This window comes from Collinsella sp. TF05-9AC (assembly GCF_003438495.1).
Classification (GTDB): Bacteria; Actinomycetota; Coriobacteriia; order Coriobacteriales; family Coriobacteriaceae; genus Collinsella.
Genome location: NZ_QSSH01000020.1, coordinates 1 through 24,066 on the forward strand (window position 1 = coordinate 1; position 24,066 = coordinate 24,066).

Here is a 24,066-nt window from a genome sequence, read left to right on the forward strand (position 1 = left end):
GTGCGGCGGGGGTCCTGCCGTCCTGCGGAAAGATTTGGGGGCAAAGCCCCTGGCCTCCCCTACGTTAGCTTCGCTGACGGCGGCTACAGGGACCTACGCTTTGTAAAAGCGCCGGGCTGATAGTTGCTTTTTATTGGTAGGGGCTCTTGCTAGGTAGGGGCACTTACTAGTGACAGGCTTCGCCTGTGCGCTTGGTTTACGCTGCGCTGGTTTCTTTGTATTCGAAGACTGGCTCTAGGAGATCTTCGATGTTGCAGTGGAGGGCTTTTGCTATGGCTCTTACGCTTGTTACCGAAGCTTCATTGATGTTTCTCTGGCGCTGCTCGTACATTTGGATTGAGCGGAGTGATACGCCCGATTCGTATGCCAGGTCTTGCTGGGTTTTCTTAAGCCTCTTCCTTGCTAGCGCCAGTTTGGTTTGACGAGGTGTTTTCTTCGCTATATCGCAAACAAGACGCGCCACACGCTCCTCTGAGGCTTCGTGCCAGGGGTAATACATATTGCACAGCGCATCGAACGGAACGGCATGCAGCAGGTCTTCGAAAGACTCGCCCAGACGCCATTGCAGATATGCCAATATCCAGCCCGTCCAATACTCCGGCGTCTTCTCAAAACGATAGGTGCGGTCCGGTATAGACCCGCTTTGATATCCCGACCTTTCGGCGATAAGTGCGAACAGCTCTACACCTGATTTTCCCGATACGACCCATGCGTTGCCGCGTTCGAACTCGCGAGCTACACCGCTCAGGCAAAAGAGCTCAGCGACCTCGGACCCTTCCGCTCCATAGTCGTTCACGGCATAGTCAAAGCAGTCGCCAAGGTTGTTCATTGCATCCTCAAGGTAGTAGACGGGATATGTCCTACTCGGCCCACAATCCGTTAACTCTTGGATCATTTAAATCAACCCTCCCTGCCATTAAATCCCTAATGTAGACACCCTCAGAGTCGAATCCATTCACAGTTTCCAAGTACTTGCGCCGCGCGTTCTGCTCTCGCTTAAAGCGCTTGGGATAATGCTCAGATCCCAACGCTTGCTTCCATTCGCAGAATCTGATTGCTGAGAACGCACGCTCACTCATAAGCGCATATTGAATGCCCAAATCCCCCAAAAACATAATGCGCTGCAATTGCCTGAGCGAAATCATGCCGTTGACAAACTGTCTTGCAAACGAGAAATAGGAATCGTCTGCACGATAGCCTCGAATAACGTCATAGGGAGAAATATCAATCAGGCAGTTATCCAGCAGATAACGAAGTCCTTCGCGCGCTAGCGGTGTCGAAACATTGAACTCCCTATTGTTAGCCAAAATCGCAAGCCAATTGAGGATTGAAAACTCCCCGGACTCCAAATCCAAGACCGCGAGACCATCAATATCGAGCTCATATCGATTCGCGATACCATCGGACTCGGTCCGACATGCCCACTCCATTGCCATTTCCTCATGTGGCGTGCAATAAAACCCACACCCATAGTCATTGAATTGTCTGCATTTATCCAACGACGGATGCTCGACAACAACCTCCGACCCGTGCCAAAGCTCCATATCGACCTCCAAACAAAAATATCACCCCAGTGATAGTGTAGCAATAACTATCACTGAGGTGATATAGATAGATGCAAACTATCGCCTGCCAAGAGCCCTTATTAGAGGCAAGCCTCGGCGATGCGGCGCTTGAGTTCGTCGATGCCGGTGCCGGTTTGGGAGCTTGTGATGATTACGTTCTCGGCCGGGACGTTGAGCTGCTTTTTGATGGCTGCTGCCTGGCGGGCCTGCTGGGTGCGGCTGAGCTTGTCGGCCTTGGTGAGGCAGACGATAAAGTTGAATTCGTTGCCCTGCAGGTAGTCGATCATGTCATGGTCGAGCTTGCTGGGGTCGTGACGAATATCCACCAGCGACACGACCAGGTTAAAGCTGCGCTCCGAGTCGAAGAAGTCGCCGATGAGCTCAGCCCAGCGGTCGCGCTCGGCCTTGGAACGACGGGCGAAACCATAACCCGGCAGGTCGACAAAGTGCACGTCGTCAGCCTCAAAGAAGTTGATGTTGCTCGTCTTGCCCGGTGTGCTCGAGACCTTGACGAGGTTCTTGCGGCCAAAAAGCTTGTTCATGATCGACGACTTGCCCACGTTGGAGCGGCCGACGAAGCTCACCTCGGGGCAGGTGGACTCGGGAATCTGCGAAACCTTGCCATAGCTGGCAACGAACTTGGCAAGCTGGTAGTTAATGGAATCGGCCATGGACACTCCTTGGTCGTAGGTTCTTACAAAAGAGCGCGCTAATAGATAGCAGCGATACGGCGAACGATATCGAGCGTAATGCCACTCGCGGTGCGAGCATACTCGAACAGGTCGAACTCGCGGTCGCAAATCGCATCGTACGCCTCATCACAATTATCGCTGATAGCGCGCAGCACCAGGCAATCGACACCATTTTTAGTTGCGACATGGGCAATCGCCGCGCCCTCCATGCCGACACAATCGGCATGCGTCGCCTCGATAGCGTCGTTGCGCATGGCAGCGCCCGTCACAAAACGGTTGCCCGTGGCAATCGTACCGACCAGGAACTGCTTTGCGCCCTCGTTCGAGGCGGCTGCATTTGTCGAAGCGTTGACAAAGCCACGCTCAGAAAGCACATCGGCAGCAATATCGACCAGCGCAGGCGTCGAGCCAAACTCCTCGAGCCCCGGTGCAGACTCGGCGATAAGCGCGGTATCGGTATCCAGATAGCGCAGGCGTTTGCCGATGACCACGTCGTCGATATGGAGCTTGGGGTTCAAACCGCCCGCAATGCCCGAAAACACAACAGCCTGCGGAGCATACTTGCTAATGAGGTGCTGTGTTGCAGCGGCGGCGTTCACCGTGCCCATGCCCGCCGTTGTGGCGACAACTGTCAGGCCGTCGAGCTCACCGCTCACAACGGTCAAGCCTGCCTCCCGTGCCTCGCAAACGTCGCTCAGCTCTTCCTTAATCTGCATGATCTCTTTTTCGAGCGCACCGATAATCGCGATGGTAGCCATACCATTCCCCAAACCTATACGAAATTCTCAACCAAGGTATGGTACCAGCATTTTGTTTGACCTCGCCAAACGAACACGCTAAGCCAGTGCAGCTCGCGTATCAAACAGAGCCTTTGCAATCGCAGCCGTAACCTCGCTCGAACGGTCGCTCGATGGCATCGATGTCATGACGCTCATGACATAGGTACGGCCATCGATGTCGATGAGGCCTGCATCGCATGTCGAATAGTAGCCGTCCTCGCTGATCCAACCCGCTTTGTTGCGCACCAAGACCTGATCGTCCGCAATGCCATCGCGAATAAACGAGCGCGATGTTGATGCCAAAAGGCCTGACAACCACTGTGAAGTCTCGGTATCCATGCTCAGATACTCGCTCATCTCGCGCCATAACCTCGCAGAAGTGCGCGGGCAGTAGGTCGGAAAATCACTCATCGGATTCAGTGCCGTTTCGTCATCAACACCCAGATTGGCAATCCAATCCTCATAGCCATCATGGTCAAACGCCGCGCGTAACGCGATAAACGAATCGTTGTCTGAGTTGGCGACGGCATTCTCGATAAGGTCGCGCACCGTCTGCCAGCCCATGCTGCAACCACCATACGTGGCTAAAGGCCCATCGAGCGACACCCGCCCCGATTCGACCAACGTCTCACAAATATAGAGCGCATACAGCGCTTTGTAGCTGCTCGCTCCATACACCTCGACATCGGCGTTATACGTCACGCCCCTACCGCTCGATAGGTCGTAGAACACTACACCCACGTCGCCCAGCTCCTGCGCCCGACACAGGGCATCCTGGAGCGAGGCAAGGCTCTCATCCTCCAAGGCAGGAGTCTTGTTATCCACCAACGAGAAGGTCCGAACGGTATCACCCGAAGGGATATCGTTGAAGTCCGCCTTCGAAAGTCTCGTCTTGAGATCTGCCGTCGACAGAGCTTGATCTGCCGACGCTTTGGACTTTGAAACCTTCTCGTTTTGCAGCTGTACCGTTGACGCATCTGGGCGCACCGTTCGCTCCGAGGCGTAGGTTTTAACGGTAATTCCGAGGATAATAACCGCCGACGTTAGCATCCCAATGGCGGCAATCTTCCTCACGCGGATGCGAGCGCCGGCAAGGCCACGCGAAGACGTGCCCTTCGTCTTATATCTGCTGCCATGCTGCGGCACATACTCGTCCCGCGATGCGATGTTTCGCACGTGGTCTCCTGACTGCCACCGTTTATATACGAGCAGTATGATACCGAGCAGGCATTTCTTTCCAAAGATATTCAGCGGCGTTTAAGGTGTCTTTAAAGAAACCACAAGCGTATTTATCCAAATGGCACGATTCTGTTGCGCATCTCACCGCAACCCAGAGAGCAGTCTTTTAAGGACGGGGCTCTTTAGCAATCAACTAGGTGCCCAGGGGCACTCATTTAAGTCTGTCCCCAATGAGTGCCCTTGGGGAACGAAAATGGCATGCTATCCGATAGCGTTTTTGAGCTCCGCACGGCGCTTTTTCATGCCGGTCATAACGGCATTGCGCAACTCGGGCATGCGCGCGGTATCCATCTGGGGCACGCCCTCGAGCTTATAGGGAATGCCCAGTTGCTCGTACTTGACGACACCCATCGTGTGATACGGCAGCATTTCCAGGCCCACCACGTTGTGCCATGGAGCGATCAGGCGACCGAGTGCCTCGCACTCCTCCACCGTGTCGGTAATGCCCGGCACCACCACGTGACGGATAACGACCTTGATCCTGCGCCGCGCCAGCTCATCGCCAAACGCCAGGATGCGTGCGGGATCACAACCGGTCAGCTTTTTATGCTCGACCGGGTCGGCATGCTTAATATCGAGCAGTACCATGTCGGTCTCGTTGAGCACGGCATCGAACTTCTCGGGATGCTGAGGGTCGAAGGCGTAGCCACAGCTATCCAGGCAGGTATGCACGCGGCCATCGGGGTTGTTGTGCATTGCACGGAACAGGTCGGCCAAAAACTCAGGCTGTAGGAGCGGCTCGCCACCCGAAACCGTAATGCCGCCGCTGCGATAGAACTCATGGTTGCTCTGGAACTCGTCCATCAGGTGCTCGACTGTCACCATGGTGCCGCCGTTAACAGACCAGGTATCGGGATTGTGGCAATACGCACAGCGCATGGGACAGCCTTGGACAAACACTACGAAGCGGATGCCGGGTCCGTCGACCGTACCCATCGTTTCAATCGAATGTACGCGGCCCAGGGCAAACGCGGAGTCCTCGGGACGAGCGTCCACACCCTCGAGCGTCATCTCAGCCATTCCCGCTACCTTGCCTCTCATTGGTTTTAGTTACATAAATGCCAGAGCCATTCTAGCCCATACGCATGATGGTGAAACGGTTTAGTGGTCAATTGGGTTGTTCTATTTGGCCCCACACAAAAGCGGCAGGAAGGTTGTCACAACCCACCCGCCGCCGAGGCAATAGATATCGATAGACACCAGGCCTTACGCCTTAAGCGTAAGCACCGCGCCGAAGGCGGTCGGGCCGCAATGGCTCGAGATGACGCCGCCGACCTGAGTCCAGGTAACGTCCTTAAAGCCAAGATCGTGTGCATAGACTTCCATGTCGTCGCGCAACTCCTCGGAAAGACCCACCGAATACGCCAGGCCAATATGCGAGTAGTCGATCTCGCCCTTCGCAACCATGTGGTCAATAAAGGCACGGGCGCACTTGAGCATAGAGCCGCGGAACTTCTTGGTCGCCACAAACTTACCGCCCGTTACCTCAATGCAGGGCTTAATCTTGAGCAGGTGGGCGCCAAGGAACGCGACGTTGGACAGACGACCGCCCGCCTTAAGAAAGGCTAGGTCGGTAGGAACAAAGCCCAGCAGCACACGGTCCATGACGGAGTTCGTAAATGCAAAGATCTCGTCGACGGTGGCATCGGGGTGAGCCTCGATGTATTTGGCGGTCTCGACGACAACAAGCGACTGGCCTACCGAGACAAAGCGCGTGTCCATGGAGAACACGTAGTCGCGCCCCTGGGCCGCAATCTTTGAGGACTGATGCGAACAGGTCGTGGCCTCGGAATATGCAAGATGCAAAATAGTCGCGTCGGGCTGCTCAGCGTGAATGCGGTCGTACACGTGAGCAAAATCCGCAGGTGCGCAGCCGCTGGTCTTGGGCATCACGCCAAACTCGTTGCAGCGCGAATAAATCTCGAGCGGATCGATCGAGCCGTCCTCGACGGTCTCGTCACCAATCGTGACATGCATAGGCACGCGCACGATGCCGTAGCGCTCGCAGAGCTCCGGCGTCACATCCGACCCAGACTCAACCACGATTACGTACTTGCCCATTATTATCACGACCCATCTCGACGTTGGCTTTTCAATACATGACACGCGCCGCCGCACTGTTGCACAACGGCGTCCAAGCGCCAAAGAGACGCCGCCCCTTGCGCACAACAAAGGACAGCGTCTCCCTGGAAAACTCCGTGCTTATCTGAGATTCTACACGGTTTATTAAGGAGTGTTACTTATTCCGCAAACGGTCGCTATACGCGATAAGCGGTAGCTGGCCGCGGCAACTGCGACACATTCCGCCCAACAAGTCCAATCGTGCTCCATGCACGGTTAATGAGCGAGGCGGTAGAAATCCATCGACGCCGCACCCTCGGCGTGCAGCTCCATCGCCGGAACCGCCGGCGAATAGGTACGGCTCGTAAGTGCCGCCTCGCCACCGTTGGCAAAAATCTCGACCATCGTAGTGTCCGAAAGCACGCGCAGGTCGCGAAGTTCGCCGAGCTCGATCGACCTCTGGTCGCGTCCATAGCCTTCGTCGCCCATATCGAGGGTAAGCATCCCGTCCGTATAACGCACAAAGACACCCTTGCGGATTTCGAGCTCGATCATCTTGGCTCCCTCGCAGGAAACCACGACATCAAACAGGCGTCCCGGCTCCTCAACGGTCTCACCGCCTACAGCACGAACGCAATCGCCGCGCATCCTCTCAATCTCGTGCGCCGGCCACTGGCAGAGCTTACCATCGCGCATGCTCAGCTCTCGCGGCACCGTCAACGCGCACTGCCACCCGCGCGCCACCGTCGGGTTTTCCGCCGTCGCATCGGGGCAACCCGACCATCCGATCATCAATCGCCGGCCTGCAGCATCCTCAAAGGACTGCGGAGCATAGAAATCAAAACCGGCATCGACCATCGGGGGCATGCCCTTCCCGACGATTTTAAAGCTCGGCGCCTCCCAATCGGCCTCGATGGGGAACCACACGCACTGATGCGGATTGCGGTAACGCCAACCATCGGCAGGCACACCCTGCGGACAGCAAACGAGAATAAGCTCGCCATCAAGCTCAAACAGATCAGGGCACTCCCACATAAAGCCAAACTTCTCGCCCAGCTCAATGCGCGTCGCATAGCTCCAGACCCCTAAATCACGCGAAGTATAGACAAGCACGCAGCCACGGTCGTCTTTCGTACGAGCGCCCAGAACCATGTAGTAGATACCATCGTGCTCAAGGATCTTGGGGTCGCGCACGTGCGTACCGATATCGTCGGGGTAATCGACTGGTCCAACAGCCATGCGCTTCTCGCCCAATTCGTCGGGATTCTCGGCAACCATATGAATCTGGTTTTGCTCACGGCCCGTCAACACGTAGTCGTAATCATCGCGGTCAAAATGCTTGACGTTGCCGGTATAGAAGTAGTGAATCTTGCCATCACGTACAAAGGCAGAACCAGAATACGCTCCGCTCGAATCCAAATCGGAATCGGGGAACAGCACGGGGCCGTGATTCTCGTACGTCACAAAATCCTTTGTCGTCAGATGGTTCCAAAGCACTGGACCGCCATGCGCAGCATCGAACGGATCGTATTGATGATAGATGTGATACGTATCACCAATCTGAACCAAACCGTTGGGGTCGTTGAGCCAGCCAAGCTCAGGCTCCACATGGAACAGAAGCCTATCGGGGTCGGACGCGATGCGAGCCGCCGTCTCATCCTGTCCGACACGCCACTGCTCATAGTCCGCGCGTGTCACCTTGTTTTTTTGATTTAACATCGCCGTTGACTTTCTCGTCTATGGGGAAGGACGCTCGACTCACACGAGTCGAACGCCCTTCCTCAAATGGACTTATCCTCAGATTACACTGAACGGCTCAACTAGAAGCTAACGTCGAAGCCAGCGCCAGCGCCCTCTTCATCGGTGGTCGGCACGCCCTTTGCCTTGTTGTAGGCAAAGATCAAGACGATCGGCACGATAAAGGCGATGAGATTGCCAGCCACATACCACACGAGGGTCTCGGGCGTGACGATGAGCAGGCCAAGCACGCCGGTCAGACCCTGACCGATAGCGCGCACCTCAAAGAGCTTGACGAAGGCACCGCCGCAGCCTGCACCGATGCATGCGCAGATGAACGGAATGATCGAATAGCGCATGTTTGCAGCAAAGATAGCGGGCTCGGAGATTCCGACCAGCGTCGGGATAAAGGACGACATGCAGATGTTGCGCTCTTTGGAGTGCTTCTTGTGAATGAGGTACATACCGATGGCGCCGCCGCCCTGGGCGATGATGGAAACCGACCAGATGGCCTGGATGTAGTTGAAGCCAGTCGTGGCAACAAGGTTTGCCTCGATACCCTGGATGAACTGATGCGTACCGGTAACGACGAGCGGCTGCAGGAACGCGGCGAAGACAAAGGCACCAAAGACGCCCATCCTGTTGTACAGGATATCGATTACGCCGGCGAGGACGTCACCGATCAGGTTGCCGAGCGGGCCGAACACGGTGAACAGGGCAACGTTAGCAAGAATCAGGGTAACGGTCGGGACAAAGACGAACGAAACGACCTCGGGGATGTACTTCTGGGCAATCTTCTCGACCTTGGCCATAAACCAGGCAGTCAGGATTGCGGGGAACACACCGCCCTGGAAAGCAACCATGGGAATGGATAGCGGACCGAAGTTCCAGTACTCAGCACCCGTCGGGTCCATAACGAACGTGTTGCGGTTCATAAGGCTCGGGTGAACCATGACGATACCGACGAGGATGCCCAGGATCGGGTTACCGCCAAAACGCTTGACCGCGCTGTACATAACCAGGACAGGCAGGTAGTCGAACGTGGTGGCGATAATGGCAAAGAAGCTTGCGAGGTTCTTGAGGAACTCGCTGTGATCGGCGAGGCTGCCCTCCATGCCAAAGAGGCCGTTGGCAACGATCAGCGACTTAAGGCCGATGATGATTGCAGCGCCGACGAAGGCGGGAATGATGGGGATAAAGATGTCCGAGAATACCTTGAGGACCGAGAAGAACTTGCCCTTCTTGTCCGCCTCGGCGCCCTTGACCTCGGAAGCACTGATCTCCTTAACGCCCGTCAGAGCCATAAACTCATCGTAAACCTTGTTGACGGTACCGGTACCGAAGATGATCATGAGCTGGCCGCTGTTGTACAGCACGCCCTTGACGCCATCGATGTTCTCGAGCTCGGCCTTGTTGTATTTGCTCGTATCCTTGAGCACCAGACGCAGACGGGTCACGCAATGCGTGGCGCCCTCGATGTTCTCCAGTCCGCCGACGTTGTCGACGACTTGCTGGGACACTGCCTTGTAGTCCATGTTCCTCTCCATTCCTTTTCTAAATCATAAAACGGTTCGTTGCCGCTACAGAGACGCGATCGTTGCGTTTGCGCACTTGAGCGCACCGTCGGTGACGGTAAGCGCCACACCCTGGCCCTGCTTGTTGCAGAAGCGAGCGTTGAGCGCAACATCATCGACAAAGATGGTCGCGATGTCGTCGTCGACGACCAGACGCACATGGTGAGTGCCCTCGCCCTTAAAGAACAACGGACGCTCGAGGCCCATGTTGTTGACCTGGAACCACGGGTACTGGGGAGCCGGCGTGAACTCGAGCTTGCCCTCGCGCAGGTTGGCGCGGAACTCATAGGCAAGACCAGTCTCGGCGTCCTCGGCGAACTTGACCGAGAAGCCGGCAGCGTTACCGCCGAGCTCAATGTCGGCATCGAGCAAGTAGGTGGAGCCGGCATCCGCGGCGAGCACCTGCTCGACCTTGCCCGACTCGCAGGAAAGCTCAAAGGTCTCGACAGCCTTGCCCTCGCCAAAGGCGCCAAGCATGCTGTCGGGGAGCTTGGTGCCGAGCGTTCCGTCGGCACGCTGAACGATCTCGAGGGGCATAAAGGTGCCACCCCACAGGTAAGAGCTGGGGTCACCGCCCTCGTCACGCGTAGGAACCCAACCAAAGAGAACGCGGCGCTCACCATCAAATGCGGTACGCGCGGCATAGTACGCGCGGCCATCGAAGGAATCGTCCGCAGGAGTGATCCAAGGACCGTTGATAGAGCGAGACATGCGGTAACGGGTCTTGTTGCCATCACTGTACTCGGAGAACACCAGATACCACCAGTCGCCCATCTTAAAGAGATCAGGCATCTCGAACATGGTGTACAGGCCCGGATTCCACCAGTCGCCCTGGAACTCCCAGGTATCCAGGTCCTTGGAGGTGAACTTGACCAGACGACCGGTCATCAGACGCTTGTCCTCGCCCACACGCGTGCCGAGGATGAGCATGTACTCTTCGTTCTCCTCATCCCAAAGCACAAAGGGATCGCGCCAGTTGCGGTCATCGTAACCCTCCTGGGGCGGAAGCAGCGTCTCGGCGATGTTCTTCTCCCACTTGACGGCGTCGTCACTCGTTGCGTGAAGAAGAACCTGCTTCATCAAGCGTGCCTTGACCTTATCGCGATTGCAACCAGTGTAGAGCGCATGGTACTTGTCGCCCACCTTAAACACCGTGCCGGCATAAACATACTGGTCGACTTCCTCGTCGCCGCCACGCTCAAGGCTCTCGCCAAAGTCTTTGTAATTGACGAAGTCCTTGGTTGTCGCGAGTGCCCAGCCAAACGGCTCTCCGAAAGGTCCGGGGTTTCGCGTGTCACGCTGATGATAGAGATAGAACGTGCCGTCCTCGCCGTACGGCATGATGTCGCCTACCCAAATTCCCTCAGGCTGGTAATACACCTTGTGCATCCGAGACTTCCTTTCTCACGAGATACTAACTCGGTACAACTGCAAGATATGTCAATCGTTTTCATATGTCAAACGTTTTCACACCAATACGTCTTTTCGCAGTTCCAGTCGTCGGCAAACGGTTGACATATGCCGGCGAACGGTCATCAGAGGTGTTTGAGGAATTCTTTTGGCACGGGATGAACTACGCGGTTTTACCCTCAATGAGTTCAACGGGGAGCTTGATATTCGATTCGGGCTTTTCGCCGTTAATAAGAGCAATGATGGATTGCGCCGCGAGCTCTCCGATGCGATCGATATCTTGGCGTACGGTTGTTAAGTCAGGCATAAACGTCATAGTGCGGCGGGCACCATCCGCGCCCACGACCTTAATATCGCCCGGAGCGCTCAAGCCGCGCTGCTTCATCACGTTAAGACAGATAGCCGCCATCGTGTCGTCTCCCGCAAAGATGCCGTCAATATCGGGGTTCTCATCGAGGATCTTCGCAACGACCGCGCTCTTTTCGTCGTCGGGCTTAACGAACTCAACCTCACGGACAAGCGCGGGCAAACCGGCCTGCTCAACAATATCGAGGTAGGCATCGGTACGCTTATTGGCAGGCATGCGCATGCGGCTATTGCTGCGCAGGCACAGGATGCGTGAACATCCGTCATCGATCAGGCGACGCGTGGCAAGTTCGCCGATGCTATAGCTGTCGCTCGCAATCTGAACAGAGGCTTCGCCAAGGTCGCAGTCGATACCAACCAGACTCAAGCCCATCTCGGCATACGCCTCGGCACCGATATTAAGCGAGTTGACGATGACGCCATCAACCATATTGCGTCGAAGCATGTCGATATAAGAGCGCTCAAGCTCGGGTCGATTGGCGCTATTGCACAGCAGCATCTTAAAACCGTTTTCGGCCAGGGTATGCTCAATGACTTGAACCACTTGGGCATGAAACGGACTGCTGACATAGGGGACGATCATACCGATAAGATTCAGGCGACCGTTGAGCATGGCACGGGCGATATCGTTGGGCGTATAGTTGATGCGCTTCATCGCGGCATGGACCTTATCGCGGGTCTCTTGGCTAATATAGCCGCGATTATTAAGCACGCGAGATACCGTAGTAGGCGAAACCCCCGCCACCGCCGCAACTTCCTTGATGCCAGGCTTAGCCGTATCCTTAGAACGAGCACTCTCGCGAGCCATAGCACCCTCCCCCATCAACATGTCATACGTTTACATACGAACAAAGCATACCCCAACAAGAGCGGGAAGACGGTAACAGTACAAGTAAGTAAACGACTCATCCAAATAATTAGGAGAGTTCCGCCTAAAGGGTGACTCCAAAGGACCCCACATGGCCGGTTTTGGGTTATTTTCCAAAACATCCCGCAGGACGCAAAGGGCTCCGCCGCGCGAAGCGCGCAGCGGAGCCCTTTGCATGTCCGAGGACGTTTTGGAAAGTAACCCAAGACGGCCCGGCGATCCTGCGGGAGTTAAACCCCTTTAGAACTTGTTGTGGAAGGTACGCGCAATGACCTCGTCCTGCTGCTCCTTGGTGAGCGTGTGGAAGTTCACGGCATAGCCGGAAACGCGGATGGTCAGCTGCGGGTACTTCTCGGGGTGAGCCTGAGCGTCGAGCAGCGTCTCACGGTTGAAGACGTTGATGTTCAGGTGGTGGCCACCCTTCTCGGCGTAAGCGTCGAGCATGTGGACCAGGTTATCGGCCTGAGTCTCGGAAACTTCAGAAACCTTCATAATGTGTCTCCTTCGATTGATAGGCGCCGGCCGAAACCGGCGCGCTAATCAGTAATCGTTATTGTTAGTATAGCACTAACAATAGTTACTCGCCCAGCTGATCAAGGTCGATATCGCCAAAGAACACCTGGTCCTCCTTGCCGAGCGCACTCGGGATGATGGAGAAGGTGTTGGAAATGCCGTCCTGAGCATCGCGGAACGGGAGCTTGGAAACCGAAGACAGCGAAGCGATGGCGCCGTGGCTATCGCGCTTGTGCATGGGGTTAGCACCCGGGGCGAACGGCTGGCCAGCCTTGCGGCCGTCGGGGGTGGAGCCGGTCTTCTTGCCGTACACGACGTTGGAAGTAATGGTCAGAACCGAGGTCGTGGGCACGGAGTTGCGGTAGGTGTCGTTCATGCGGATGTACTCCATGAACTGGTGCACAACGTCGTGAGCGATCTGGTCGACGCGGTCGTCGTCGTTACCGTACTTGGGGAACTCGCCCTCGGTCTCGAAGTCGACGATGATGCCGTTCTCATCACGGACAGGGTGGACCTTGGCGTACTTGATGGCGGACAGGGAGTCAGCCACGACGGAAAGGCCAGCGATGCCCGTAGCGAACCAGCGGTGCACGTGCTTGTCATGCAGAGCCATCTGGATGCGCTCGTAGCAATACTTGTCGTGCATGTAGTGAATGATGTTCAGCGAGTTGACGTACACGCCGGCGAGCCACTTCATCATGTCGTTGTACTTGGCCACAACGTCGTCGTAATCGAGGGTATCGCCCTCGACGGCGCGATACTTGGGGCCGACCTGCTTCTTGGAGACCTCGTCGACGCCGCCGTTGAGTGCGTACAGCAGGCACTTGGCCAGGTTGGCACGGGCGCCGAAGAACTGCATCTCCTTGCCGATGCGCATGGAGGACACGCAGCAGGCAATACCGTAGTCGTCGCCATGATAGACGCGCATGAGGTCGTCGTTCTCGTACTGGATCGAGGAGCTGGCGACAGAAGTCTTGGCGCAGAACTTCTTGAAGTTCTCGGGCAGACGGGTCGACCACAGAACGGTCATGTTGGGCTCGGGGCTGGTGCCCATGTTCTCGAGCGTGTGCAGGTAGCGGTAGCTCATCTTGGTAACGAGCGTACGGCCGTCAACACCCATGCCGCCGATGGACTCGGTGACCCACTGCGGATCGCCGGTAAACAGGGCCTGGTACTCGGGGGTACGGGCAAACTTGACCATGCGGAGCTTCATGATGAAGTGATCCACGAACTCCTGGATCTGCTCCTCGGTGAAGGTACCGTTGGCAAGGTCGCGCTCAGCGTAGATGTCGATGAACGTAGAGGTACGGCCGATGGACATAGCGGCGCCGTTCTGCTCCTTAACGGCAGCGAGGTAGGCGAAGTACATCCACTGGATGGCCTCCTGCGTGTTGGTAGCAGGGTTAGAAATGTCGAAACCATAGGTCTCGGCCATCATCTTGAGCTCGCCGAGGGCGCGGATCTGCTCCTGCAGCTCCTCGCGATCGCGGATGTTGTCGGCGGTCATGACCGTCGGGGTAGAAGCCTTCTGGGCCTCCTTGTCCTTGATCAGGTAGTCGACGCCGTACAGGGCAACACGACGGTAGTCGCCGATGATGCGGCCGCGGCCATAGCCATCGGGCAGACCGGTGATGATGTGAGCCGAGCGGCAAGCGCGCATCTCGGGGGTGTAGACATCGAAGACGCCAGCGTTGTGGGTCTTGCGCTCGAAGGTGTAGCGCTCGACAACGTTCTCATCGACCTTATAGCCGTGCTGGCTGGCAGCCTGGCAAGCGATGCGGATACCGCCGTTGACGTGCAGCGCGCGCTTGAGCGGCTTGTCGGTCTGGAGGCCGACGATGGTCTCCTTCTCGCGGTGGGCGTTATCGATGTAGCCAGCGGGGTGGCTCACGATACCCGTGACGGTCTTGGTGTCCATATCGAGGACACCGCCCTGCTCGCGCTCCTTAAGCAGCAGGTCGAGAACCTCGCCCCACAGCTCCTTGGTACGCTCGGTCGGGCCGGCGAGGAACGACTCGTCGCCCTCGTAGGGGGTGTAGTTCTTCTGGATGAAGTCTCGGACGTCAACCTCTCCCGTCCAGATGCCTTCCTTGAAGCCTTCCCATGCCTCCTGCATTGTGTAACCACGCTCCTAGTTACGTGTAATGCGGCGCTCTCTCACACCGCTGCTTATTGAATTCTTGAATGTTCGGCTTGCACTACCGGCTTCTTCCGTTCTTCACCACACGTTGGTGCAGAGAAAAACGTTTGTCCACCTTGGAACTACAACCCAAAAACCCAAGATTTCACCCGTTTGAGAAGGATAACATAGCGACCCTCTCCATCTGGGCTGTTATATGTTTCTTTTTTTATATCATAAGGGCGTTTTTTACAAACCCGCAGGAAATGCGAGCGCGAACAACTACCGTTCACCGATTTGTATGTTATTTTTCCTTGCCTTTGTACGACGTTCGCTCTAGCTGTTATGCCAGCTTTAGCAGGGTAAAGCGTCCCAGAGACCCTACAGAAACTGCAGGGCGGCCACGGAATCCCCCGTGGTCGCCCTGTGGCATGGCTAGTTTTTAGCTTTGATTGCCGCTTGGCATTAGGCGGCTGCGGCGGCCTTGTCGGCCGTTGCCTTGCTATCGCCGTTGCCCTGGCCCTCAAAATGCTTGTAGCACCAGCTGGTGACCAGCGGGGTCAAAATAGCCGTAACGATTGCGCAGGCAGCAACCTGTGCCGTAGCCGTCGCGAGCACCGCACCGCCGTACATGGCCCCGTTGACGCTTGCCATGGCAGCAGGCGTGGCCACATTGGCTCCGGCGCAGCTCGAAATGGCCGCACCTGCGACACCCGTACCGCCCGTGAGCTTATCGACCGCGATAACGGGAATTGCAAAGACCACCGAGCAGATCACGCCGAGCAGAATACCGGGGAGACCGCCATTAATGAGCTGGCCAAAGGTCATGGTCGAGCCCATGGCAAAGAAGACGAGCACGATGATGGCGGAAAGTGCCGGTGCCATCATCTTCTTAAAGCTGGGGAACAGGTTACCCAGAATAATGCCGACGACGATCGGCAGAATGGCACCCACGAGCGACCAGCCGATCGGGGCCTGGCCGGCAGCGCCGAGCACGATCATCGTGACCGGAGGGCCGACAACCAGCGTGGTGATGGCGACAGCGCCACGCTCAGCCTCGTTGCCCATGGTACCCATCAGCCCAGCGTACATAGCGTTGTTGGCGCCGGTGCAAGCCGCCAGCATCACCATGGCAGAGATGCCAAACAAGTTGTCGTTGAACACATAAAGGATGAGCAGCGACATGGCAACGACCACGATCTGCTTGACGGCGATGATGATGGCGCCGCGGGCAGCGGCGGCAGGAGCGCTCTTAAACGAAATCGTCGTACCGACGATGAGCAAAAAAGCGCCCACGAGCGGGCCAGCGCCCTGCTGGGTCATGCCAAGCGTAAAGCTGCCGAGCGTTTTGAACAGGTCGGGGAATAGCGTGTTGAGCAGACAGCCCAACAGAAGCGGCACCAAGATATTGGCGCCCGGGATGGAGGACATCTTAAAGAACGGCTCCTTTGCCGCCGGCGCCTCCACCGCAGCCGATTCACTCATATATATCTCCTTTGGATGCATGCGAATCGTAGCCGCATGCGCCTATATCAGAAAGAAGGCGACGGTCCCGAGTCGCAGGAGCCGTCGCCGAATAATCGTCGCGGAGTATTACCCGTCCAGAACGATGCCACCGTCGCAGTCACCGATCTCGCCGTTCACGAAGCTGGCGAGGTCGGAAGCGAAGAACAGCACCATCTGCGCAGGCTCGCTGGCCTGGGCGGCGCGGCCCAGAGGAATACCGTTGATGATACGCTGAGAGTTCTCGTCAGAGAGAATCGAGGTCATATCGGTCAACGTGAGCGACGGGCACACGGCGTTACAGCGGACGCCAAACTTGCCGCCTTCCTTGGCGACCGCCTTGGTCAGGCCGTTGACACCGGCCTTAGAGCTCGCGTAGGCCGCGGTGCCGAGCAGGCCGCCACCGATCTTGCCAGCGACAGAGCTCACGTTGACGATAGTGCCGGCATGGGCCGCCTTAAAGTGCGGGTACACGGCGTTCATCATAGTGAAGGTACCGTTGAGGTTGATGTCGATGGTGCGACGCCACTCGGTGTCATCGATCTCGTCGAACTTCTTGGTGCTGATGACGCCAGCGCAGTTGATCAGGATGTTGGTTTGCGGCAGGTCCGTAAAAATCTGCTCGACGGTCTCGCGCGCCTTGGGTGCATCGGCGACATCGAGCTGATAGAACTTGTTGCCCTCGCCAAGCTCGGCCACCGCGGCCTCGCCCTTAGCAGCGTTCCTTGCGATGAGCGCGACGTGTCCGCCGCCCGCAACGATGCCCTTGGCAATCTCGAGGCCAATGCCCTGAGTGCCGCCGGTAACGATCGCGGTTTTGCCCGTGAAGTCAAATGCCATGACTCCAACCCCCTTGATTCAGGTGTCTCCTTGCGGGAAGTTGGAGCATCGCACGTGGCGATAAATGAGTCCCAGTCGTCATGGTGGTGACAACCCCTCGCCTAACCGCGGGCATAATAGTTCTTTGAAACGCTTCAGCGATTGAATTTTTTACTCTTTATGCGCTCTTTATATTGCCCAGCAACCAGGTAGTTTTTGGGACATGCCTAGAGATCTGCCCCTAACTTTGCTGGCACCGACGGTGTACGGAGATCGCCTAAAGGCAGTTTTCTAGGCATGTCCCAAAAATCTTCCGTATAGGGCGCGCGTGCAGGGGTATCATCTTCCACCGAAAATAGTTTCTAGTGTTAGGGGTTTTCGGTGGAAGATACCGATTTCCATGAGCTTGGACGCCAGCTCCTTACCGAGTTTGGCAGCATGCATCAGCGCGTTTCGCGCTTTGCGGACAAAGCTCTCGGCGGCGAGATGGCCGTCATGCGCGCCCTCATGCTCGCTGGCGGTTCGCTCACGCCGAGCGAACTCGCAGATCGCGCCTGGGTCTCGAGTGCCCGCATCGCCAATATCCTACGCGCTCTCGAAGCCAAGGGCTGGGTCGAGCGCGAGCACTCAAAGACCGACCGTCGTCGCGTACACGTCACGGTGACCGACAAGGGATTCCATGATCTCGAAATCAAGCGTCGGGAATTCGAGGACCGCACCGCGGCCTTCCTCGAGCAGTTCGGCGAAACAGATACCCAAGAGATGGTGCGTCTTCTAAGACGTGCCAACGAAATAATCGACCGCAACCAAGAAAGGAGAGATGCCGAGTGAGGATTCTCAAGCTCTTTAAAAAGCATGTCCTGGCACTGTTCGCAGCTATCGTACTTATCGTAATCAGCTGCAACGCCGATCTGGCGCTGCCTACCTATATGAGCGACATCGTCGACGTGGGCGTGCAGCAAGGCGGCATCGCCTCGCCCGTGCCCGACACCATTCGCGCCGAATCGCTCGACGACCTCGAACTCTTTATGAGCGCCAAGGACACCAAGGCTGTGGAGGCCGTGTTTAGCAAGGCTGACAAAAACGGCATTCGAACGTACAAGGGTACCGAGGAAGAGCGTGCCGATGGAGGCAAGATTGCCGGCATTATGAGCCTGCCTGAGACTGTCGTCCTTTCGCTCAACCAGGGCATCGATGCCAACTCCATGGGCGACATGATGGGCACGTCCGGTGAGAAAGACAACAGCGGCGCCCAGGCCATGCCCACGCCCGAGCAGATGGCGGCGATGACGCCCGAGCAACTCGCCGAGATGCAGCAGAAGGCCGCTGCGGCGCAGAACATGCAAAAGCAGATTGATGCCGACGGTGGCAAGATCACCATGAAGAGCCTGCGTCTAGGCGTTGAAGGCGGCCTAATCGACCAGGGCAAGCTCGTTGAGGGCGCCAACCAAATGGCGGACAAAATGGGCTCCATGTCGGGCTCCATCGTCACCCAGCGCGCCGTGAGCTATGTGCAGGACGAGTACAAGGCACAGGGCATCGACCCCGCCGACGTGCAGAACGCCTACCTGGGCCGCATGGCGACCACGATGTTTGGTCTGTGCCTAATCTCGCTGGTCGCCACCATCCTGACCGGTGCCGTGGCTTCGCGCACCGCCTGCTCCATCGCCCGCGACCTGCGCCGCGAGACCTTCAACAAGGTTATGCACTTCTCGCCGGCCGAGGTGGGCAAGTTTAGCCAGGCCTCGCTCATCACCCGCTGCACCAACGACATTCAGCAGATTCAGATGGCCGCAACCCTGTTTATCCGCATGTGTCTGATGGCCCCCGTCATGGGCATCGTCGCCGTCATGCGTGTCCTGGCCAACCACACCGGCCTGGAGTGGACCATCGCCGTGGCCATCATCGCGGTCTCGGCCGTCGTCGGCGTGCTTATGGGCCTCACCATGCCCAAGTTCAAAAAGATGCAGAGCTTTGTGGACCGCGTGAACCTTACCGCCCGCGAGCTGCTCGACGGCCTTATGCCCATCCGCTCGTTCAACCGCGAGGAGCATGAGCTCGAGCGTTTTGACAAGGCTTCGCTCGACCTGATGACCACGCAGCTCTACACCAACCGAGCCATGAGCTTTATGATGCCGCTCATGATGCTCGTCATGAACTGCATCACCGTGCTTATCGTCTGGTTTGGCGCGCAGGGCGTGTCCGACGGCGTGATGCAGGTCGGCAACATGATGGCGTTTATCTCCTACACCATGCAGATCGTCATGGCGTTTATGATCCTCACCATGGTTTCGGTCATCCTGCCCCGTGCCGAGGTCGCAGCCGAGCGCGTGGAAGAGGTCATCACCTGCCCCACGAGCATCAACGACCCTGTCTCGCCCAAACTGCCTGCTGCCAGCGCGCCGCGCGGTGAGCTCACCTTCCGTGACGTGAGCTTCCAGTATCCCGATGCCCGCGCCGACGTCATTAGCGGCGTAAACTTCACCACGCACGCCGGCCAGATGCTCGGCATTATTGGCTCAACGGGTTCGGGCAAGTCCACGCTTGTACAGTTGATTCCGCGCCTGTACGACGTCACGGGCGGCAGCATTTCGCTCGACGGCATCGACGTGCGCGACATGACCCTCTCTGAGCTGCGCCGCCGCATCGGTTATATTCCGCAGCAGGGTCGTCTGTTCTCGGGTACCGTCGAGAGCAACCTCAAGTTTGCCGGCGACATGGTGAGTGACGAGGATATGCGCCAGGCAGCACGCGTCGCCCAGGCGGAGGACTTTATCGCCGAGCGCGAGGGCGGCTACGACTCCCCCATCAGCCAGGGCGGCTCCAATGTTTCGGGTGGTCAGCGCCAGCGTCTGGCCATCGCCCGCGCGTTGGCCAAAAAGCCCGAGGTCGTGGTGTTCGATGACTCGTTTAGTGCCCTCGACTACAAGACCGACGCGCGCCTACGCGAGGAGCTGGCCAAAAACGTTACCGACGCCGCGCTCGTGGTCGTGGCCCAGCGCATCGCGACCATCATGCACGCCGACCAGATCATCGTGCTCGACGACGGCCACGTAGTGGGCACCGGCACGCACAAGGAGCTGCTGCGCAGCTGCCCGGCGTACCTGGAGATCGCACAGTCGCAGCTTTCCGCCGAGGAGCTGGGGCTTACCCAAGAAGAAATTGCAGCCGTCATGGAAGGAGGCGAGCGCTAATGGCAGACGAGACCAAGACTCAGATTCCCAAGCCCACCCGCCAGCGTGGTCCCATGGGCCGCATGGGCGGCATGCGTCGCGGCGAAAAGGCCAAGGACTTTAAGGGCACCATGAGGCAGCTGCTCGGCTATATCGGCCAGCACAAGATTGCCGTGTTTGCCGCCGTCGCCTTTGCCGTGTGCTCGGTCATCTTTAACATTGTGGGACCCAAGGTGCTCGGCCAGGTTACGACCAAGCTGTTCGAAGGCCTGGTCGCCAAGGTCAACGGCACCGGCGACGTTGACTTTGACTGGATCGCCAAGACGCTCGGCTTTTTGCTCTGCCTGTATCTGGCGAGCTCTGTCTGCAGCCTGGTCCAGGGCTGGCTCATGACCGGCGTCACGCAAAAGATCTGCTACCGCATGCGCAAGGAAATCGCCGCCAAGATTGCCGTCGTGCCGATGAGTTACTTCAACGGCCACAGCAAGGGAGACGTGCTCAGCCGCATCACCAACGACGTCGATACGCTGGGTCAGTCGCTCAACCAGAGCGTGACACAGCTCATCACGTCGGTGACGCAGATTATCGGCGTGCTCGTCATGATGCTTTCGATCAGCCTGCCGCTTACCGGCGTCACCGTGCTCACGCTGCCGGCCGCCGCGATTATCCTGACCGTGATGATTCACTTCTCGCAGCCGTACTTCCGCGAGCAACAGCAGGTTCTGGGCGCCGTCAACGGCATTATCGAGGAGGACTTTGCCGGCCAGAACGTCATTCAGGTGTTCGACCGCGCCGAGGCCTCGATTGAAGAGTTCGACCGTCAAAACGACCGTCTCTTTATTAGTGGCTGGCGCTCGCAGTTCCTGTCGGGCCTGATGATGCCGCTTATGAGCTTGGTGGGCAACATGGGCTACGTGGGCGTCGTCGTGGTGGGCGCGCAGCTCGCGCTGACCGGCAATGCCACGCCCGGCGACATCCAGAGCTTTATCCAGTACGTTCGAAACTTTACGCAACCCGTGCAGCAGCTGGGCAACGTGAGCAACACGATGCAGTCGATGGCCGCCGCCACCGAGCGCGTGTTTGAGTTCCTGGCCGCGCCCGAGGAGGAGCAGAAGGCCGACGCGCAGATTCCCGAGAAGCGCCCCGGCCACGTGGTGTTTGACCATGTCAAGTTTGGCTACACGCCCGACAAGATCATCATCCACGACTTTAGCTGCGAGGCGCAGCCCGGCCAGACCATCGCCATCGTCGGCCCCACCGGCGCCGGCAAGACCACGCTCATTAAGCTGCTGCAGCGCTTCTACGACGTGGACGGCGGCTCGCTGCGTGTCGAGGGCGTCGATGTGCGCGACTGGGACCGCGCGGCACTGCGCGGCGAGTTTGCCATGGTGCTGCAGGACACCTGGCTGTTTAACGGCACCATCCGCGAGAACATCCGCTACGGACGCCCCGACGCGAGCGATGCCGAGGTCGAGGCCGCTGCGCGCGCCGCACGCTGCGACCACTTTATTCATACGCTCGCCGGCGGCTACGACTTTATGATTAACGAGGAGGGCACCAACCTGTCGCAGGGTCAGCGCCAGCTCGTGACCATCGCCCGTGCCATTTTGGCCGACCGCCCGGCGCTGATTCTGGACGAGGCGACCTCCAACGTTGACACTCGTACCGAGGAGCTTATTCAGCGTGCCATGGATGCGCTGATGCAGGGCCGTACCAGCTTTGTCATCGCGCACCGCCTGTCCACGATCCGCAACGCCGACGTGATCTTGGTGATCCGCGACGGCGACATCGTCGAGAAGGGCACGCACGACGAGCTGCTCGCCCAGGGCGGCTTCTACGCCGACCTGTACAACTCGCAGTTCGACGAGGCGGCGTAAATTCTGCCGCAGGGAACGAATAACGCCCGGGAACGGGGACGCAGGATAATCTGCGCCCCCGTTTTTGTTTTGCGGCTCTCGAACCGCCTCCCCTGAGACTTCATTGACGGCGCTTTTCAGAACCCGTGGGCATAAAAGGGCAAATATGAGTACCGTTACCTTTTTAGTAGCAGGCAAAAATGCCCCAAACGACCCTTTCGCGCCTAATATGCGCCTTCAAATTGATTACAACGCACTTTGACGAACTTATATGGGCCAACGTTAATGAACAAATTAGTCATTGTGTCTATTATCTCGCTAGACCGATATGTTACTAGATTAGCAACCGTACTCATATTTGGCATTTTCTGCCCACAGGGTGTTCCTGGGGAAGCAACAACAGCCTTAGGGTCCCGCGCGGCGCCGCTCCCTCCCGGCATCCGCCGACGTTTACCCAGATAAAACCGACCAAAATAAACCTGTCCCTTTTTGGTAGGTTTCGGGGTGACAAGGGCTTGCACTTTAGCGTGCGACAGCGGATAATGCCGAGCATTCGACAATACGCTTATTGCTCTTTCTATAGATTGAGGAGGCCCCTATGGCCATGGAATTCAAACGCAGGCTGCCGATACCCATGGAGATCCGCGAGGAAATGCCACTTTCTGCCGACCTTACCGCCAAAAAGCAGGCATTTGACGCCGAGGTCGCCAAAGTCTTTACCGGCGAGGACGCACGTAAGGTGCTCATCATCGGCCCGTGCTCTGCCGACCGCGAGGATTCAGTGCTTGAGTACATGAACCGACTGGCCAAGACCGCCGAGGAGGTCAAGGACAAGCTCATCATCATTCCGCGCGTCTACACCAATAAGCCGCGCACCAAGGGCACCGGCTACAAGGGTCTTCTGCACAACCCCAACCCCGAGGCTCCCGACGACCTGCTCGAGGGCGTCAAGGCCATCCGCCATATGCACCTGCGCGTTATTGAGAAAACGGGCTTCTTCACCGCCGACGAGATGCTCTATCCGTCCAACTACCAGTACCTCGTTGACCTGCTGAGCTATGTGGCCGTGGGCGCACGCTCGGTCGAAAACCAGGAGCATCGCCTGGTGTCGAGCGGCATTTCGGTACCCGTCGGCATGAAGAATCCCACTGCCGGCTCTACCACCGTTATGCTCAACTCCATTTACGCCGCGCAGGCGCACCAGAGCTTCATCTTCCGCAACTGGGAGGTCGAGTGCGACGGCAACCCGCTCGCACACGCCGTTATGCGTGGCTACATCGGTCTCGATGGGCGCACCTACCCCAACTACCACTACGAACACCTGGAACGCCTGGCCGAGCGCTATACCGAGCACGCCGGCTATGCCAATCCGGCAGCGGTCATCGACTGCAACCACGACAACTCGGGCAAGCGTCCGCTGGAGCAATATCGCATTTGCAAGGAAGTGCTCGACAGCTGCCGCCGCAACGAGTCCATCTCCAAGCTGGTCAAGGGCTTTATGATCGAGTCTTACCTGGAGGACGGCAACCAGCCGGTCGACGGCGGCGTCTTTGGTAAATCGATCACCGACCCGTGCCTGGGCTGGGAAAAGACCGACTACCTCATCCACGAGATTGCGGAACGGGTGTAGGTTACGGCGTTTTACCAAACGCCGTAACGGCTCGACGCTGCGCGGGCCGCATTTGGACAATCTGACGTTCAACTTCAAGGGCGCGACCAGAAGGTCAGCGCCCTTTCGTTTCACGTCACCTTGTCTCAAATGCGACCCGCTCGCTGTCCGTCCTCTACCTGC

Annotated in this window: 19 protein-coding genes; 4 read left to right on the forward strand and 15 right to left on the reverse strand. The window is 57.6% G+C overall.

The features are described 5' to 3' along the window. Positions 1-196: 196 nt before the first annotated feature. From DXC52_RS06600 to DXC52_RS06670, 15 genes are all read right to left on the reverse strand, one after another. On the reverse strand, positions 197-895 hold the full coding sequence (locus DXC52_RS06600) for a helix-turn-helix transcriptional regulator (protein ID WP_233504894.1): 699 nt from the start codon (positions 893-895) through the stop codon (positions 197-199). Then, positions 861-1,544, reverse strand: coding sequence for a DUF3990 domain-containing protein (locus DXC52_RS06605; RefSeq protein WP_117746629.1), 684 nt, complete (start codon positions 1,542-1,544; stop codon positions 861-863). The genes DXC52_RS06600 and DXC52_RS06605 overlap by 35 nt, the downstream gene beginning before the upstream one ends. Before the next feature lie 101 nt (positions 1,545-1,645). Next, a complete protein-coding gene (gene yihA / locus DXC52_RS06610) occupies positions 1,646-2,236 on the reverse strand; it encodes a ribosome biogenesis GTP-binding protein YihA/YsxC (protein WP_055252447.1) in 591 nt (196 codons plus the stop codon). A gap of 38 nt (positions 2,237-2,274) precedes the next feature. Continuing rightward, positions 2,275-3,015 (reverse strand): 5'-methylthioadenosine/S-adenosylhomocysteine nucleosidase, encoded by a 741-nt coding sequence (mtnN, locus tag DXC52_RS06615; RefSeq protein WP_117746630.1) that lies wholly within the window; start codon positions 3,013-3,015, stop codon positions 2,275-2,277. A gap of 78 nt (positions 3,016-3,093) precedes the next feature. Beyond that, a complete protein-coding gene (locus DXC52_RS06620; RefSeq protein ID WP_040358957.1) occupies positions 3,094-4,212 on the reverse strand; it encodes a serine hydrolase in 1,119 nt (372 codons plus the stop codon). Between the two features lie 264 nt (positions 4,213-4,476). After that, complete coding sequence (gene pflA, locus DXC52_RS06625; RefSeq protein ID WP_117746631.1) at positions 4,477-5,295, reverse strand: pyruvate formate-lyase-activating protein; 819 nt, start codon at positions 5,293-5,295, stop codon at positions 4,477-4,479. 186 nt (positions 5,296-5,481) lie between these two features. Further along, a complete protein-coding gene (locus DXC52_RS06630) occupies positions 5,482-6,336 on the reverse strand; it encodes a DegV family protein (protein ID WP_117746632.1) in 855 nt (284 codons plus the stop codon). A gap of 276 nt (positions 6,337-6,612) precedes the next feature. Beyond that, positions 6,613-8,055: a glycoside hydrolase family 32 protein gene (locus DXC52_RS06635; protein ID WP_117746633.1), complete on the reverse strand. Its 1,443-nt coding sequence runs from the start codon at positions 8,053-8,055 to the stop codon at positions 6,613-6,615. Positions 8,056-8,156: 101 nt separating this feature from the next. Continuing rightward, positions 8,157-9,608, reverse strand: coding sequence for a PTS transporter subunit EIIC (locus tag DXC52_RS06640; protein WP_052044095.1), 1,452 nt, complete (start codon positions 9,606-9,608; stop codon positions 8,157-8,159). Positions 9,609-9,653: 45 nt separating this feature from the next. Beyond that, on the reverse strand, positions 9,654-11,036 hold the full coding sequence (locus DXC52_RS06645; RefSeq protein WP_117746634.1) for a family 43 glycosylhydrolase: 1,383 nt from the start codon (positions 11,034-11,036) through the stop codon (positions 9,654-9,656). Positions 11,037-11,220: 184 nt separating this feature from the next. After that, a complete protein-coding gene (locus tag DXC52_RS06650; RefSeq protein WP_233504895.1) occupies positions 11,221-12,231 on the reverse strand; it encodes a LacI family DNA-binding transcriptional regulator in 1,011 nt (336 codons plus the stop codon). Between the two features lie 300 nt (positions 12,232-12,531). Further along, positions 12,532-12,783: an autonomous glycyl radical cofactor GrcA3 gene (grcA3, locus tag DXC52_RS06655; protein ID WP_117746636.1), complete on the reverse strand. Its 252-nt coding sequence runs from the start codon at positions 12,781-12,783 to the stop codon at positions 12,532-12,534. Between the two features lie 85 nt (positions 12,784-12,868). Continuing rightward, positions 12,869-14,920, reverse strand: coding sequence for a formate C-acetyltransferase (pflB, locus tag DXC52_RS06660; RefSeq protein ID WP_055310750.1), 2,052 nt, complete (start codon positions 14,918-14,920; stop codon positions 12,869-12,871). Between the two features lie 468 nt (positions 14,921-15,388). After that, a complete protein-coding gene (locus tag DXC52_RS06665; protein WP_233504896.1) occupies positions 15,389-16,408 on the reverse strand; it encodes a 2-keto-3-deoxygluconate permease in 1,020 nt (339 codons plus the stop codon). 108 nt (positions 16,409-16,516) lie between these two features. Then, complete coding sequence (locus tag DXC52_RS06670; RefSeq protein ID WP_006234857.1) at positions 16,517-17,266, reverse strand: SDR family NAD(P)-dependent oxidoreductase; 750 nt, start codon at positions 17,264-17,266, stop codon at positions 16,517-16,519. Between the two features lie 360 nt (positions 17,267-17,626). On the opposite strand from DXC52_RS06670, the gene DXC52_RS06675 reads away from it, so the two are divergent. The 4 genes from DXC52_RS06675 to DXC52_RS06690 all read left to right on the forward strand — a co-directional run bounded on the left by DXC52_RS06675 (position 17,627) and on the right by DXC52_RS06690 (position 23,904). Then, positions 17,627-18,076: a MarR family winged helix-turn-helix transcriptional regulator gene (locus DXC52_RS06675; protein ID WP_117746638.1), complete on the forward strand. Its 450-nt coding sequence runs from the start codon at positions 17,627-17,629 to the stop codon at positions 18,074-18,076. Further along, positions 18,073-20,439 (forward strand): ABC transporter ATP-binding protein, encoded by a 2,367-nt coding sequence (locus DXC52_RS06680; protein WP_117746639.1) that lies wholly within the window; start codon positions 18,073-18,075, stop codon positions 20,437-20,439. The genes DXC52_RS06675 and DXC52_RS06680 overlap by 4 nt, the downstream gene beginning before the upstream one ends. Beyond that, positions 20,439-22,295, forward strand: coding sequence for an ABC transporter ATP-binding protein (locus tag DXC52_RS06685; RefSeq protein ID WP_117746640.1), 1,857 nt, complete (start codon positions 20,439-20,441; stop codon positions 22,293-22,295). Before DXC52_RS06680 ends, DXC52_RS06685 begins: the two co-directional genes overlap by 1 nt. 577 nt (positions 22,296-22,872) lie before the next feature. After that, on the forward strand, positions 22,873-23,904 hold the full coding sequence (locus DXC52_RS06690; protein ID WP_117746641.1) for a 3-deoxy-7-phosphoheptulonate synthase: 1,032 nt from the start codon (positions 22,873-22,875) through the stop codon (positions 23,902-23,904). Positions 23,905-24,066 lie beyond the last annotated feature (162 nt).

Coding starts and splice junctions, on each gene's coding strand:
- DXC52_RS06600 (WP_233504894.1), bottom strand. CDS start 895: ATGATCCAAGAGTTAACGGATTGTGGGCCGAGTAGGACATATCCCGTC.
- DXC52_RS06605 (WP_117746629.1), bottom strand. CDS start 1,544: ATGGAGCTTTGGCACGGGTCGGAGGTTGTTGTCGAGCATCCGTCGTTG.
- yihA (WP_055252447.1), bottom strand. CDS start 2,236: ATGGCCGATTCCATTAACTACCAGCTTGCCAAGTTCGTTGCCAGCTAT.
- mtnN (WP_117746630.1), bottom strand. CDS start 3,015: ATGGCTACCATCGCGATTATCGGTGCGCTCGAAAAAGAGATCATGCAG.
- pflA (WP_117746631.1), bottom strand. CDS start 5,295: ATGGCTGAGATGACGCTCGAGGGTGTGGACGCTCGTCCCGAGGACTCC.
- DXC52_RS06630 (WP_117746632.1), bottom strand. CDS start 6,336: ATGGGCAAGTACGTAATCGTGGTTGAGTCTGGGTCGGATGTGACGCCG.
- DXC52_RS06635 (WP_117746633.1), bottom strand. CDS start 8,055: ATGTTAAATCAAAAAAACAAGGTGACACGCGCGGACTATGAGCAGTGG.
- DXC52_RS06640 (WP_052044095.1), bottom strand. CDS start 9,608: ATGGACTACAAGGCAGTGTCCCAGCAAGTCGTCGACAACGTCGGCGGA.
- DXC52_RS06645 (WP_117746634.1), bottom strand. CDS start 11,036: ATGCACAAGGTGTATTACCAGCCTGAGGGAATTTGGGTAGGCGACATC.
- DXC52_RS06650 (WP_233504895.1), bottom strand. CDS start 12,231: ATGGCTCGCGAGAGTGCTCGTTCTAAGGATACGGCTAAGCCTGGCATC.
- grcA3 (WP_117746636.1), bottom strand. CDS start 12,783: ATGAAGGTTTCTGAAGTTTCCGAGACTCAGGCCGATAACCTGGTCCAC.
- pflB (WP_055310750.1), bottom strand. CDS start 14,920: ATGCAGGAGGCATGGGAAGGCTTCAAGGAAGGCATCTGGACGGGAGAG.
- DXC52_RS06665 (WP_233504896.1), bottom strand. CDS start 16,408: ATGAGTGAATCGGCTGCGGTGGAGGCGCCGGCGGCAAAGGAGCCGTTC.
- DXC52_RS06670 (WP_006234857.1), bottom strand. CDS start 17,266: ATGGCATTTGACTTCACGGGCAAAACCGCGATCGTTACCGGCGGCACT.
- DXC52_RS06685 (WP_117746640.1), top strand. CDS start 20,439: ATGGCAGACGAGACCAAGACTCAGATTCCCAAGCCCACCCGCCAGCGT.
- DXC52_RS06690 (WP_117746641.1), top strand. CDS start 22,873: ATGGCCATGGAATTCAAACGCAGGCTGCCGATACCCATGGAGATCCGC.